We start from the raw sequence: 13,134 nt of genomic DNA on the forward strand, positions 1-13,134 counted from the left end.
TCAACAGATTTATACTTATTATATTGAATTACTCTAAAACTTGAGCTACACTACATTTGAGGTGGAGAAGATGAACGGCTATGAACGACGGAAACAGAAAAAGATCGAGCAAATATACAGTGTGTCCTTTCAATTATTTTCAAAATTCGGCTTTCAGAAGGTTAGTGTCAATGAAATCGCTCAACATGCAAAGGTTTCCCCTGCGACCATTTATAACTACTTCAGAACCAAAGAGCAGCTCTATTCCGATATGCTTATGAACTGGATGGACAAGCAGTTGGAGCAATACGAAAACATTCTTGATTCAGAGCTCTCTTTCCCCGAGAAAACCAAGGAAATCATGATGATGGAGGCCAAAAATCTAAAAATGATATCGGATGAGTTTCAGAAAACGCCATCCCCTGAGATGAGTGGCTTGGTAGAGTTAATGGAAAGTTACACCGAGCAGAAAATCATGCAATTTTATATGAGGTTTGTGGCAATGGGAAAGCAAGAGGGGTATATTCAAAGAGATCAAACGGTTGAGATGATAACGATGTACTTCACAATGTATAAAAATGAGCTGGGTCGTTATTGGAAAGCGTCGAATCAAGAGGCCGTGACTCAAAATATGGATCAACTAATGGATTTGTTCTTTTATGGTCTGGTTGGGCAGAGGAACAAGCAGGAGTAGCAGATCGGATGATGAAAAAAATGTTTTACCGAAGAGTTCTTCGAACTGAAAACCAAGCTTGCGGGAGGAATGTATCGTGAAGGCGAATTCCACATCAGATGTATGCGTTATCTGATGTGGAAAATCTCAAGATACACAGCAGAACAACAGGACATCTGGCCCCCTTAACGTTGTTTTGGACGGGGAGTGCGGTCCGCAGCGTGCTTCCAATGACGTTCGAAGGCTTACCACTCTGAATGTGGAATTACTCGATGTTATGTAAGGCCTGAAGCGCTTCCTCTTTGTTTTTCAAAAAGAAAACATGATTGCCATGGTTGCACTCATAGATGAAGTCTCTGAGACTTTTGCTGTTGTATCCGTCAAAATCACCGACTATAGCCAGTTTCACCTGGTAATTCACGTATTTCTGCAGAATGTCACCTGCAAGTTTGGTCTTCAACTCGAAGAACTCTTCGGTGAGGTTCGATTTATCAATCAGGATTTTATGAGCATCATCCGTGTAATTCACAGTGGCCATCAAATCCAATGCATCTTGAGTATTGTTAATAACAATGTCATTGCTTTCGATGATAGCAACCTTGGAGCTGCCCTGTTGATCAATAGTTATATTCATTTTATTTCACCTTTCCCTTATTAAATTATTGGATTAATATCCGGTCATCCATAAATTGAGTGATATGATGTACGGCATGCCGGATATACTTGCTATCTTCATACAGCTTGCTTAGCATAACGCCCCCTTCGATAATGGCGATGATGTTGCTGCTCAATTCCTCCAGTGCAATATCTGCTCTGAATTCCTTCTGCTCCATACCCTGAATAAGGACCTGTGTCAGCTCATTCAACAGATTTTTCATGGCATGCTGAGCCCTTTCTTTCAGCAAAGGGTGTGCATCATCACTTTCAACCGCTGTATTTAATAGGGGGCATCCCCCTTCCAGCGTATTGTTTTCCATCATATCAATATAAACACCGCATATGGCGAGTAGTTTGTCTTTGGAACTTGTGACGCCTTCAAGAGCCTGTGAGTGAAATTGCTGCATCTGTGATACCGAGTAATCAAAAGCAGCCAGTGCTATCTCATCTTTACTTTCAAAATGATTATAAATTCCGCCCTTGCGAATACCGCAACGTTCTATAATTTCAGATAGGGAGGCACCGGTATATCCCTTGGTGTTAAAAAGTGCTGCCGACTCACGAATAATATGCTCTTTGGTGATTTGGCCTTTGCGCAACATGCTCCCTCCTTTTCCATTCATACCGATTGGTCTTAAAATATCATACGCCTATGGCTTAATACAAGCACGTATTCATACGTATGGTGTACATGAAAACGGAAATTCAAGGATATTGCATGAGGAGTATGATTTATGTTATTTTAAAACAGACCGGTCGGTATTATTTTAACAAATACACGTTCCATCTAAGGAGAATTTTCGCCATGACGCTAACCATTCAACATATCCGCCATGCTACCTCCCTGATCACCATACAAGGGAAAACGATTCTGCTCGATCCAATGTTAAGTGATGCGGGAGAACTTCCGCCTATCCCCTTCACAAGCCATATTCGTAGAAACCCTACGGTCCCACTACCTGTGCGACTGGAAACTTTCGAACACATTGATGCAGTACTGGTTACACATTTGCATGTTGACCACTTTGACAAAACGGCAAAGAAGATACTCAATAAAAAGATACCTGTACTGTGCCAGCCGGAGGATCAACAACGCATTATATCGTGGGGGTTTGAGAATGTAATTCCTATTGAGCAGTTCAGACACTGGCAGGGTATAGATTTTACAAGAATTCCTGGTCAGCATGCGAGAGGAAACATATCCAAGCTGCTTGGCCCCGTATCCGGGTTCATCCTGAACACACCTGACGACGGATCGTTGTATATTGTGGGTGATTGTGTCCTTACTGATCAGATTAAGCAAGTGTTCGAGCAGCACAAACCTCAGTTATGCATCGTCAATGCACCAAATGCTCAACTGTTATTTCGTTCTGTCATTACAATGATACCCGAGGATATCGCTACAATCCTGAAGATTTCACCTTCCACAAAAGTTGCCGCCGTACATATGGATGCCATCCGACATTGTACTTCATCAAGAAAGGATCTATTACAGTACATAGAACAGCAGCAGTTATTAGATTCAGTCGTGATTCCCGAGGATGGGGAGTACATCTACTTTTGAAATATAAAAAAAGGTACAAAATAAAGCCCTATCTCCATCATCCACGATCTTGATAGAAGGTGTCATCGCCCCCTACCTCTTTGATTAGATTAGCTTTTGGAATCGATACAACAAATGCCGAACCCTTCCCACCTTGGGTAGCAGATTCCACCGCAATACGGCCTTCCAGGGACTGAACGATATCACGTACATGGGACAGGCCAATTCCAGTTGCTGCAATGCCCACTTCATTGAATTTGGTCGTATAGCCGGGTTCGAAGATCACATCCCGCTTGGCCTCAGGTACACCTTTTCCAGAATCGATGACCACAAATTGCACATTCACTCCCTCTTCCAATACTCGAATCTGAATTGTTCCGTCTTTTTCAATGGCTTCCACAGCATTGGCGATCAGATTGTTCATCACAGTTAAGAGAGGAATGTAGTAAGGGGAGTCGCAATCATATTGTTGCTCGATGTGGATCTCAATCTTCTTATTCAGCATTTCACTATATTTTCGATTTCCTTTGGTCGCAAAGTTCAGTACCTCGGAAAGGCTCATATTGACTGATTTTTCGCTATCGTATAATTTCAACAAACCTGCAAGGATACGTTGAGAGTCCTTCTTGACCTCATGAATCTGTTGGGCGATGCCGAGCGTCCGCTGGCTATATTGGTTCAAGTCCTGCTCTCTGAGATCCCGATAAAGGTCGTAGCTGTCTACGGTAATACCTTCAATCGTATTCATGGCTTTTTTCAGATAAAAGACTTCACCGTACAGACCTGAGTTAACGCTCAGCATCTGCTCCATCCGCTTCTCCTGCTCAGCATGCAGCAATCGCATCTGCCTCACCGCAAAGCTGTTATACAGCCCGATGATAAAGTAACTTCGCAGACCACCGAGTACCAGCAGATAAAGCCATTCTTTCATATAAAAGATATTTGTTCCACTCAACACACCGCGAATGAATAGCTCCACGAGATTAGATGAAAAATCAATGCACGTAATTAATCCACCTAGCAGAAGAGGCGGTATCTCATGGAATTTGTTCTTGAACTGGCTGAGGCCATAGGTGAACACGACATAATACATTCCCGCGCCCAGATTATCCTGCATACTTTCGATAATCGAGATCGAATTCACATGATTCAGTAGATCAGCCGACTGAAAAATGAAGTTCGCAATCCCCGCCAAAATCCCCGTCTTCACATAGGATAGATGCGGCATAATCATCAGCAAAAATAAAAGTATACTTACCCCTAGACCGATCCGGAAGTAATCTTCTTGAAAAGGATTTATTTTAAAAAGCGCTCCCACAGCTGTAGCAAGAGCAACAGCAAACATTTGTACATTTTCGTTTCGAACCCAACTGCGCATGATCATATTCCACCCACCATAACCCCGATTAAGCGCCACCGGTTCATTCGCGCTTCTGATTTTAAACATACTAACATATGAAGAATCCATTAGAAATCCTGCGTCTGAAAATAGTGATGCTATTTTAATTTTATCAAATTTAATTGTATACTATTAATTACATATCCATTAGCTCAATCAGATGAACAAAGAGAGGATGATTTCGCATGTCGGATGCCAATCAACTATTCGGACAAGCTCTGGTCAAATCACTAGTCGGAGAACGCGGACATATTCGTATCGCACGCGCTCTACCGGACATTAGCGTAGAACTAGCTAGTCGCAAACATGAACATATGCCATACAGTATCTATCAATTGGTGAAACATATGCATTACTGGCAACAATTCATGTTGGAGCATTTGGAAGGAAGAAAGCCGCAGCTTCCAGCGAATGTGATGGAGAGCTGGCCAGAAGAGACGGGCCCTCAGGATGAAGCTGCGTGGGAGGCGGATGTTCAGGCATTCCTGAATGGGGTGGATCGAGCGGTAATGATTGCCGAAACGGTTCAGTTGGATGACCCACTGCCGTATTTCCCAGGCGAAACCAAAGCCGGACTTCTGCGCAACATCGCATCTCATAACTCGTACCATCTGGGTGAGATTGTGCTGCTGCGCCGTTTCTACGGTGCATGGCCGCCACCAGGAGGCGGATTCCCTGCCTAATGAACGGAAGTTTTCCTGAATAGTTTGTACCATCACACAAAAAATAGCCTGCTTCCTTTAAGTTAAAGGTTCAGGCTATTTTTCAATCTTCCCGATTCATCTTCTCAAAAATATTTACTAATTGAGCCCGTTCCTCTTGCGTTAATTTCTGGAATAATTTCTTGCGTAACTTCTGCCCCTCCAAAATTGCTCTTTCAAGGACTTCGGTTCCTTTGCCGGTAATGTTCAGGTAAATAATGCGACGGTCAGCTTCATCTACCATTCTGACCGCTAATTCCTTGGCTACCAGCTTGTCCGATAAATAACTGAGCGTAGGCGGGGTTAAACCCAGAATTTTCGCAATATCCGAAGGTCGGCTTTTTCCATGCTGGTTCAGGTGACTGAGTACAAGCACATGAGAGACGCCGAGGTCCTCATTGAAAGATTTGTTCCATTGTATAATTAATTTATTGGTGAAATTATCCATGTTGTGTATGAGCTCAAAAATATTCTGTTCTTCCATGTGATCCTCCTCGTAAAAATAAACAACAGCCCTAATTAACTTAAGGGCTGTCATCATTTTACACGCTATTGGGCTGAGTATCCACCATCGATAACCAGCTCAGATCCTGTAATGTACGAAGAATCATCCGATGCCAGGAACAATGCAGCGTTGGCAATATCGATAGCCTGCCCCAGACGTTGCAAAGGCGTTGCCTGAACGAGTCGGTCAAGCAGTTCCTTCGATGTGTTCAAGGCTTGAGTCATTGGTGTTTCGATGATCCCAGGGAAGAGAGCATTTACCCGAACACCCTGACGACCAAAAGTTGTTGCCGCCGCTTTGGATAATGCGCGTACCGCGCCTTTGGATGCTGAATAGTGGTTAAAGCCTTGTCCAATCAATGCGGTGTATGAAGAGATATTGACGATGGAGCCCTTCTTTTGTGCTGCCATATACGGAGCTACATGTTTCATACCAGCAAATGGGCCAAAACCATTAATGGAGAGCATCTTCTGCCAATCCTGTGCATTGATTTCCTCAAATGGCTTCTCTGAAGAAATGCCTGCATTGTTGACCAGAATATCAATTTTGCCAAAACGTTCGTTCACTACTTTCGCTAATATCTCCCAATCTTCATCCGAGGAAACATTCAACTTCATTCCGTACACATTCTCTTTTTGGCTTGCTTTCTCCAGTGCTTCTTCATTAATGTCTGCGGCAATAACGATAGCGCCTTCCTTTGCAAAGAGATCCACCATACCTTCCCCAATTCCTGAGGCCCCTCCAGTAATGATGGCTACTTTATTATCTAATCTTCCCATATAAAACGCTCCTAACGTATTTTATTTATACGACGCTGCTTTTGAGGCACCGTAGGCAACCCGAACCGAATCTCCCATGTTCTCAAGCTCCTTTCATAAAGAAACCGAAAATAAATAAATAACCAATCTAATATTTAGATAACTAAATATTAGATATCTAAATAATAGCAGAGGAATTGTCTTTCTGCAATGTATACGGCCCTGTATCCTTATTTTGGATATCTTTAGCGAAGCAAGCGCAGTGTTTGACAAAAAATTCAGCCCTCATGGATTTGAGGGCTGTATAGCATCAAGTCCCTTAATCAATTTATTGATTCATGTTTTCTGAAAATTTTGATAATGTCACCTTTCATTCTCCATCCCAGAGTCAGGATAAGGCTCGCCCACAGTATCATCCGGTGTCTGAACGTACCACTGAGCATATGTCGCGTCACCAGAATCGGATTCGGATTTGTCTGGCTTACAAGTAAACTGGTAAGCAGATATATCCTTTCCGCGCAAGGTTATAGTCATGGCAAGCTCTGGGTCGCCCCAGCTTGGATATTTCCTACGGTACTGTGCATCAATAATTTCACTTTGAAAAGAAGGGCTGGTCATAAATACTGTGGTTTGAGTGAAAAGTCGATGATCTATCAGCAGATTCCTCCCAAAGTCGAGTACTCCATCACGGAGTACGGTCAACGAATGACCCCTTTATTACAGGCCATGAATGACTGGGGCGAGGGCCACATCGCTCATCTGAACGAGCTTTATGGGGAAAATTCGACGACAGAGCTGCCTGAACACAGCTAAACAAAACTGTGATCCCAACATCAACATTACGCGCTTCTTCTACCACATGAAATGGGAAGTTTTCAACTAAAAAAGCTGCACCCCTTTGTGACGGATACAGCTTCTTCAATATTTTATATAACAGGAAGCTTTAACCTTCTTTACAGTGAACCTTCAAGGTTTGCAGGTTGATTTTCCTCATTCACCAGACCTTGAATAAAGGTCTCAACATTGGGCGCGAGCCAAGTGATCTTGTAGCCTTCTGCTTTATTCACATGAACAACCTCGGGTTCACCGGCATTGCCGGATTCACGATAATCCAGCATCACGACCTCCGAATCAGACGGACACTCACACAGAACGACACCAATCTCGGGGTAACCCCCCTGCTCGATAATCACCCGGCTTCCCGCTTCTCCACACAATGAATGTGCCTTCTCCCGTCCAACACCCAAGATATTCAGAATTTCAATATGAATCTTCTCATCACTCTCCGCCTGGCTAACCGGAAAATAACGATAGTGGGGGACACCACCATTATGTAGTTTCATCATGTTCACATAGAATGTCGGCAGCTTGAACACCAGCTGCTCCTCCACTGCTTCAATTTGCTCATCGGTAGGGGGGGACAATACATATTGATCGACGTTTGCTGGACTGTCATTCCAAAAGCTCGTCGATTCCGGATGTATACCAGGTGCCGCTTCGATGGTGATTCCAGTAACAGAGTGGACCGTATCCACCGGCTCCTCTACCGCTTCCTCTGTGAGCTCGTCTGCTGTTTTATTCCGAATCCATTCCAGGAACTCCTGTGTATCCTCATCTCCCGGCTCTAATCGGTCCGCTGCTTCGAAAGCTTCGCGCGCGTTCTCATATTGCTCCAAATAATAATACGCCAGACCAATGCGGTAATGCCAAAGCGGGTCATTTTGTCCCTCTGCTTCAACCGACAGGAATTGCTCCACAGCCTCCTGGTAACGCTCCATATTATTCAGCGCTCTACCCAGATGGTTGACCAGAATATAATCCCGCTCCTCCTCCGGAACCTGTGTAATCGCATCCACAATCTCTTCATATTCATCCTGTTCATGCCAAGTCTCTAGCCGCTCCAAGAGTTCATCATTCATTGATCTTGCCTCCCTCTCTTATTCGTTGTAGAAATTATATCATTTAGGTGCTGCCCACTCCAAAAAAGGCGATTGTCACCAACTTAGCCCCGCAGATGAGATGTTCAACTTTCGGGACGATAGAGTGTCTCTTTTAATATCCTTGTGACGAACGCGGTTTTATTGTCACAATAACGATCGATATCGGATCGATACTGCTCCGCTAGCCTGATTTTTAATTGTTGGTATTCATTGCGTGCCGTCTCATTATCTCTTAAATAGTCTCTTAACGCGATATGTTCCAGATATCCTTTTCCATCCTTAGGACAAACATATAAATGATACTTCATATGTTCATCTTGAAACGTCCTTTGAAAGGCTTCTCTTCCTTCAATGCCAATATTCCCTTGGTATTCGTATCCGTGTTTTGCCAACCGCTTAATAATCTCTGGGAGTACATCATAGCTATCAATGACAACATCCAGGTCAATAACGGGTTTAGCTGATAAACCCTCAACCGATGTACTGCCCACATGCTCTACTCTTAGAATCAAGTCACCAATGTATCTGATTATCATCTCTTTTATCTGTTCAAAAGCGAATTTCCATTGCGGGTCGTATGGAACGACCTCAATAGTAGTTGTTTTTTCGGCCATGATGATACCCTCCCTAAATCCATGGTATTCACTATCGCCCCTCGTTCATGTTGAATTCACAATTGTGTATTACCGTTAAACAGTACTTCAACTACAGTCGTCAACATTCACGAGGAGGATATTCCTTATGTATCAGATTATTATTGAGTTTGTAAGTGTCTTTCTAGCCGGCATCCTGGCTGGTGAAGAGTTTGTGGTACGGTATGGAGTGCATGTATCCCTGGCTAAGCTGGATGAACCTTCGCAGATTCGGGTTCGACAAGCACTAATACTGAAATTGCGTTTACTGGTACCTGTCATCTTTCTACCCACAGCCATTACAGGGGTCGCAGTACTCATTATGAACGATTCTGAACCCGGATTTGGCTTCCACTGGGCAGGCGTTCTTGCTTTACTCATCTTTATTTTGACTACGCTTATCGGTACTGTGCCTATTAACAAAGGCGCGCTCGCCTGGAATCCCGATGCACCACCAAGCAATTGGAAGCAGTTAGTGAGACGATGGGAGCAATTAGATGTGGTTCGTTCTTCGGCGGCAATTCTGGCTTTTGTGTTCTTCCTGACGGCAGTGGCACTGCAGTTAGTTGGGAATTAAAGCGGCCCTTGTCGCCTGTTCTTATTTGGTATGGTATTCATAACAAGTGAATACTTATTGAAAATCCAGGACTCCCTCATATCATTCATAGCTTCTTTGCTAACCCGGACAGAGGGTTTTTGCTTCATCTTTGGCCCATTGCCCAAGATACGGGAAGCTGATACCCTCGTTTTTCATGAAAAAGCCGGACTTCCCCTGGTCCAGCATAATATTGATAAAATCGGCTATACGCTTTAAATACCTGATCATAATCATACTTGGTCTGCGCATGGTTAGGTCTGATAAATTGCGCCTGTTTCTGCTCGAAAAGGGCTAGTAGACTTTTGAGCTCTTCAGGCGTAATGAAAAATTTCAGTTTATAAAATCCGCTGTTCTTTAATCGTTCTGTGCGAATTCTCCATTTTATAGATATGCCGTTCCTCTTATTTGCCGTTCACATATTTTGAAGAGAGATAGTTTTGATCATAACGGATAAGGGGAGCGGTCAACATGGGAGTCATGCCAAAAAGCTCTATCAAAAAGCAGGGAGTTTCTATTATTGCCTGCACGAAACGCCAAAGCTATATAAGAAACCTGTTTAAGAACTACAGCCGACAGATCCACGCCAAGAAAGAACTTATCATTATTGTCAACAACAATAACATCCCCCTTACGCCTTATCTAAGTTTAGCGAAAAAATTTCCAAACGTACACGTTTATCGTCTTCCGGAACGTACCTCCCTAGGTGCCTGTCTAAATTACGCGATCAAGAAAACGAAATACAACTATATTGCCAAGTTTGATGATGATGATTACTACGCTCCCTACTATTTGGCGGAAAGCTTGCGGACCTTCCAAAGAACCAAAGCCGATGTCATTGGCAAGCGGGCTCATTACATGTATTTACGTGGATCAAGGACGTTTATCCTTCGTTTTCCACATGATGAACATCGACATGTGACTCTAATCCCTGGCGCAACGCTTGTTTTTAAACGCAAGGTAGTAAACAAAGTGCCTTTCCCAAATCAAAGCGTCGGCGAGGATGATCTTTTTTGCATTAGAAGCAAACGAAAAGGGTACCGCGTTTATTCTGCTGGAAAAAGTAATTTTGTCGCGATACGCAGGAAAAACTCATCCAACCATACATGGATCATTAGCGACAAAGAACTCATCTCTCAAAGCCGAAAAATACCTTCTGTTACGAATTACAAGAGATATGTGCAGAAAAAGCCAATGGGCGTATGAATGAACCGGAACAAGTATCGCTTGGCCATTGCCTGAATTAGGGAGCTTCATTATCTAATTACAATCTCATTGCTAAATTTGATGACGATGATTATTATGCTCCTCTCTATTTAACGAATAGCGTGCATACCCTGTTAAAGACCAACGCAGATATTGTAGGGAACGAGCCCATCGGAGAGAATGCGTGACGTTTTGTTCGGACAGCCTGGCAAAGGGCTATACGATATATTCAGGAGGTACAGCCAACTTCCTTGCGATTCGTAGAAGGGACTCCAAAGATCATACGTGGATCGTAAGCGATAAAGGTCGATGATTCTGTTAACGGCAGATTGAATCTCAAAAAAGAGCAGCATTCCGCTGCTCTTCTCTGTGCTCGACCCGGTATTCACATGTGATGGACTTAAGCCAAATACTCCGCCATTATCTGCTCGATATCAAACGGGGTAATTCCTTGCTCCACCGAATAGATCGTATCGGCCTGATCCAACGTATCCACCAGTTCACCTCGGGCCTTGGCATGGAGTGTGAACAAGTCGTAGAGATTCGGCTTACGCAATGCGGTCAGGGCTTTGCCCATCAGGACCATCCCTTTTTGATTGCCCTCGACATTATTGTAATAATCCGGGTGTCTGGTTAGCGCCAGATCCGTCCAGATGACCGTACGCTCCACCAGATCCATAATGACGGGAATCGCGATCTGCGTATCTGCCGTGATATCGATCTTGTTAGCGACCGTGGACGGCTCGAAGATCTCGCCAGAACCCGGCTTCTTCCGCATCATCCAGCCCACAAAGCATTCCGGCAAATCGCAATACGGATGACTCGTAAAGGAAAGCAGACTCGCCACCACATAACGTCCGCCATAATCAACAATCGACGGAATATGCAGGTCAATGAACTCGCTCGCACCATAAGGCGCTGTTACGATATCCCCGCTGTGAACGGCCTTGTACTTGGATGAGCGCAGATTCGTATAGGAGATATGCTCCACATAGTTCCAGTTCTCGTCGTACATCACCGCAGACAGATCGATGTCCACGCGCCCCGTTGCTTGACCATTCACAGTCCCTTCCTTCCACCAGTTGAAGAAACGAATCGTGTCTCCCTCCGCCATCGGCACCCGGCTTCCCCGAACAATCGTATGAAGAGCCTTGCTCGCCGATCTTTGAGAAAAGGGTACCAGATAATCATGGAGTTGCGGATCGACATACGTCTTCCCTAGTGAAGGAAGAGCAGCGAAACGCTGCACCAGCGCCTGTTCACACATCTGCACGACGTCACGACAAGTGTCATCGTCCATCTCTGGAAGCTGATTCGGAATAGCGAAAGCCTTCGCTACATTACCTTTCGGGAAAAATACTCGCAGATCCTGCGGCTCATTACGCTGGGCAAAATGCTGCTTCACCTGCAACAATACCGGGGTCGATACTTGCTCCAGAATTTCTCCGAACGCCTGTAATACATATTCCTTATCCGCGGTAGAGCGCAACAGGTGATCCAATCTTCTCGCAAATTCACCAGGGCGCTGCTTCAACAGCTCCACTAGACTCCACACATTCTGGTATTGGAAAGCAAGCTCCACACTCCCGTTAAAGGTCGTAAACGGCTTGTTATTACGCAAAATATCAAAAGCTTCCTCGCATCGCGGGTACCGCAGCTTATACTCCGAGGGATGCAAAATTTCGCCCAGACGAATCCAGCGATCCTTGTATCGGAGCATATCTTCCGCAATCGAACCGCATTGCTCCAGGAGACCGAGCAGCAGGCGTCTCTCACGCCGCTTGAATTTACGGAAAGGCGAAGCTACAGCCAGGCTGACATCGCCATCCGACCAGGCCACAGCAAGACGAAGGACATCCGTTGCCGTTCTGAAATACGGGCCGATTCGGTCCATATTGGCCTTTTCATACTTTAATAACGAAGCTACCACGAACCCCACATTTTCCTTAAAAGGAATCTCGGCTGGCAACAGCGCATCTACTTCATCCGGTTCCGCATGCTCCAGCACCGTATCGATATCTGCTTTGTCTGTCTCCGAGATGGAGCCCTTCGCTTCAATTAGTTGGCGGATGAGCGTCTGAAAGCCTGCCTTGTTGCCGAGGCCAATGACTTTCAGGTTTACTTTATCCAGCAAAGGTACTCTTTCCACGGGTTCACGATTTGGATATACCAAGGTTAGATAATGAAGGATGGCATTCAGGTAAAGCTCCACCTCATCTTCCTCCATCACCTGCGCCGGAAAGCCAGGGTACATCGGTTTGTAGTCCACATGTGCGCCGACCATGGTTCTCAGATCAGCCACAAGCTGCACAACCAATGCTTCAAACTGTTCCTTGGATAACGTTCGTACAGCTTGCATCAACTCATCCGAGAATGTGTATCCAAGCGCTTCTATATTTTTAAGGGCAGTCGCCAGATAAACCTTCGGCAGCTGTTTCTCCCCTTGTTGTTGCTCAATAATGAGTTTGTTCGCTCTGCGCAAATAGATCGTATTGTTCATGATAAAAGTGTCCAGGAAAGCCATATCCCTACAATGGTTTGGTCTG

At 44.6% G+C, this 13,134-nt stretch carries 14 protein-coding genes; 6 read left to right on the top strand and 8 right to left on the bottom strand.

Annotation, left to right across the window (positions count from 1 at the left end; translation table 11 throughout):
• The first annotated feature begins 70 nt into the window (after positions 1 to 70).
• On the top strand, positions 71 to 673 hold the full coding sequence (locus tag ACFVQB_RS10125) for a TetR/AcrR family transcriptional regulator (protein ID WP_192271983.1): 603 nt from the start codon (positions 71 to 73) through the stop codon (positions 671 to 673).
• 244 nt (positions 674 to 917) lie between these two features.
• On the opposite strand, the gene ACFVQB_RS10130 is transcribed toward ACFVQB_RS10125, so the two are convergent.
• Together ACFVQB_RS10130 and ACFVQB_RS10135 are read right to left on the bottom strand one after the other, a co-directional pair.
• On the bottom strand, positions 918 to 1,286 hold the full coding sequence (locus ACFVQB_RS10130; protein WP_379437769.1) for a DUF4180 domain-containing protein: 369 nt from the start codon (positions 1,284 to 1,286) through the stop codon (positions 918 to 920).
• Positions 1,287 to 1,311: 25 nt separating this feature from the next.
• Positions 1,312 to 1,911, bottom strand: coding sequence for a TetR/AcrR family transcriptional regulator (locus ACFVQB_RS10135; RefSeq protein ID WP_379437772.1), 600 nt, complete (start codon positions 1,909 to 1,911; stop codon positions 1,312 to 1,314).
• A 203-nt stretch (positions 1,912 to 2,114) separates the two neighbouring features.
• On the opposite strand from ACFVQB_RS10135, the gene ACFVQB_RS10140 reads away from it, so the two are divergent.
• Positions 2,115 to 2,873: an MBL fold metallo-hydrolase gene (locus ACFVQB_RS10140; RefSeq protein WP_379437775.1), complete on the top strand. Its 759-nt coding sequence runs from the start codon at positions 2,115 to 2,117 to the stop codon at positions 2,871 to 2,873.
• A 37-nt stretch (positions 2,874 to 2,910) separates the two neighbouring features.
• On the opposite strand, the gene ACFVQB_RS10145 is transcribed toward ACFVQB_RS10140, so the two are convergent.
• Entirely contained in the window at positions 2,911 to 4,230 is a 1,320-nt protein-coding gene (locus ACFVQB_RS10145) for a sensor histidine kinase (RefSeq protein WP_379437777.1), read from the bottom strand.
• A gap of 206 nt (positions 4,231 to 4,436) precedes the next feature.
• Between ACFVQB_RS10145 and ACFVQB_RS10150 the strand changes: the two genes are divergently transcribed.
• Positions 4,437 to 4,934, top strand: a complete 498-nt coding sequence (locus tag ACFVQB_RS10150; protein ID WP_379437780.1) for a DinB family protein — start codon at positions 4,437 to 4,439, stop codon at positions 4,932 to 4,934.
• A gap of 82 nt (positions 4,935 to 5,016) precedes the next feature.
• Here ACFVQB_RS10150 and ACFVQB_RS10155 read toward each other — a convergent pair whose 3' ends face one another.
• Together ACFVQB_RS10155 and ACFVQB_RS10160 are read right to left on the bottom strand one after the other, a co-directional pair.
• A complete protein-coding gene (locus tag ACFVQB_RS10155; RefSeq protein WP_379437782.1) occupies positions 5,017 to 5,436 on the bottom strand; it encodes a MarR family winged helix-turn-helix transcriptional regulator in 420 nt (139 codons plus the stop codon).
• A 65-nt stretch (positions 5,437 to 5,501) separates the two neighbouring features.
• A complete protein-coding gene (locus ACFVQB_RS10160) occupies positions 5,502 to 6,236 on the bottom strand; it encodes an SDR family NAD(P)-dependent oxidoreductase (protein WP_076287245.1) in 735 nt (244 codons plus the stop codon).
• Positions 6,237 to 6,860: 624 nt separating this feature from the next.
• On the opposite strand from ACFVQB_RS10160, the gene ACFVQB_RS10165 reads away from it, so the two are divergent.
• Entirely contained in the window at positions 6,861 to 7,028 is a 168-nt protein-coding gene (locus ACFVQB_RS10165; protein WP_379437786.1) for a winged helix-turn-helix transcriptional regulator, read from the top strand.
• A gap of 140 nt (positions 7,029 to 7,168) precedes the next feature.
• Here the strand turns inward: ACFVQB_RS10165 and ACFVQB_RS10170 are convergent, their stop codons facing one another.
• Together ACFVQB_RS10170 and ACFVQB_RS10175 are read right to left on the bottom strand one after the other, a co-directional pair.
• Entirely contained in the window at positions 7,169 to 8,134 is a 966-nt protein-coding gene (locus tag ACFVQB_RS10170) for an SMI1/KNR4 family protein (RefSeq protein ID WP_379437789.1), read from the bottom strand.
• 104 nt (positions 8,135 to 8,238) lie between these two features.
• Positions 8,239 to 8,769, bottom strand: coding sequence for a GrpB family protein (locus tag ACFVQB_RS10175; protein WP_379437792.1), 531 nt, complete (start codon positions 8,767 to 8,769; stop codon positions 8,239 to 8,241).
• Positions 8,770 to 8,896: 127 nt separating this feature from the next.
• Here ACFVQB_RS10175 and ACFVQB_RS10180 point away from each other — a divergent pair, with 127 nt between their 5' ends.
• Together ACFVQB_RS10180 and ACFVQB_RS10185 are read left to right on the top strand one after the other, a co-directional pair.
• A complete protein-coding gene (locus ACFVQB_RS10180; RefSeq protein ID WP_379437795.1) occupies positions 8,897 to 9,364 on the top strand; it encodes an anthrone oxygenase family protein in 468 nt (155 codons plus the stop codon).
• A gap of 489 nt (positions 9,365 to 9,853) precedes the next feature.
• Positions 9,854 to 10,588 carry a glycosyltransferase family 2 protein gene (locus tag ACFVQB_RS10185; protein ID WP_379437797.1) on the top strand — a complete coding sequence of 245 codons (735 nt, stop codon included), beginning with the start codon at positions 9,854 to 9,856 and terminating at the stop codon, positions 10,586 to 10,588.
• A 400-nt stretch (positions 10,589 to 10,988) separates the two neighbouring features.
• On the opposite strand, the gene ACFVQB_RS10190 is transcribed toward ACFVQB_RS10185, so the two are convergent.
• Positions 10,989 to 13,088 carry a TerD family protein gene (locus ACFVQB_RS10190; RefSeq protein ID WP_379437800.1) on the bottom strand — a complete coding sequence of 700 codons (2,100 nt, stop codon included), beginning with the start codon at positions 13,086 to 13,088 and terminating at the stop codon, positions 10,989 to 10,991.
• Between the last annotated feature and the right edge of the window lie 46 nt (positions 13,089 to 13,134).

The sequence above is a fragment of the Paenibacillus sp. NPDC057886 genome (genome assembly GCF_042796655.1).
Classification (GTDB): domain Bacteria; phylum Bacillota; class Bacilli; order Paenibacillales; family Paenibacillaceae; genus Paenibacillus.

Excerpts from the sequence above, each read along its gene's own strand:
- ACFVQB_RS10125 (WP_192271983.1), top strand. The coding sequence starts at position 71 with ATGAACGGCTATGAACGACGGAAACAGAAAAAGATCGAGCAAATATAC.
- ACFVQB_RS10130 (WP_379437769.1), bottom strand. The coding sequence starts at position 1,286 with ATGAATATAACTATTGATCAACAGGGCAGCTCCAAGGTTGCTATCATC.
- ACFVQB_RS10135 (WP_379437772.1), bottom strand. The coding sequence starts at position 1,911 with ATGTTGCGCAAAGGCCAAATCACCAAAGAGCATATTATTCGTGAGTCG.
- ACFVQB_RS10140 (WP_379437775.1), top strand. The coding sequence starts at position 2,115 with ATGACGCTAACCATTCAACATATCCGCCATGCTACCTCCCTGATCACC.
- ACFVQB_RS10145 (WP_379437777.1), bottom strand. The coding sequence starts at position 4,230 with ATGCGCAGTTGGGTTCGAAACGAAAATGTACAAATGTTTGCTGTTGCT.
- ACFVQB_RS10150 (WP_379437780.1), top strand. The coding sequence starts at position 4,437 with ATGTCGGATGCCAATCAACTATTCGGACAAGCTCTGGTCAAATCACTA.
- ACFVQB_RS10155 (WP_379437782.1), bottom strand. The coding sequence starts at position 5,436 with ATGGAAGAACAGAATATTTTTGAGCTCATACACAACATGGATAATTTC.
- ACFVQB_RS10160 (WP_076287245.1), bottom strand. The coding sequence starts at position 6,236 with ATGGGAAGATTAGATAATAAAGTAGCCATCATTACTGGAGGGGCCTCA.
- ACFVQB_RS10165 (WP_379437786.1), top strand. The coding sequence starts at position 6,861 with ATGATCTATCAGCAGATTCCTCCCAAAGTCGAGTACTCCATCACGGAG.
- ACFVQB_RS10170 (WP_379437789.1), bottom strand. The coding sequence starts at position 8,134 with ATGAATGATGAACTCTTGGAGCGGCTAGAGACTTGGCATGAACAGGAT.
- ACFVQB_RS10175 (WP_379437792.1), bottom strand. The coding sequence starts at position 8,769 with ATGGCCGAAAAAACAACTACTATTGAGGTCGTTCCATACGACCCGCAA.
- ACFVQB_RS10180 (WP_379437795.1), top strand. The coding sequence starts at position 8,897 with ATGTATCAGATTATTATTGAGTTTGTAAGTGTCTTTCTAGCCGGCATC.
- ACFVQB_RS10185 (WP_379437797.1), top strand. The coding sequence starts at position 9,854 with ATGGGAGTCATGCCAAAAAGCTCTATCAAAAAGCAGGGAGTTTCTATT.
- ACFVQB_RS10190 (WP_379437800.1), bottom strand. The coding sequence starts at position 13,088 with ATGAACAATACGATCTATTTGCGCAGAGCGAACAAACTCATTATTGAG.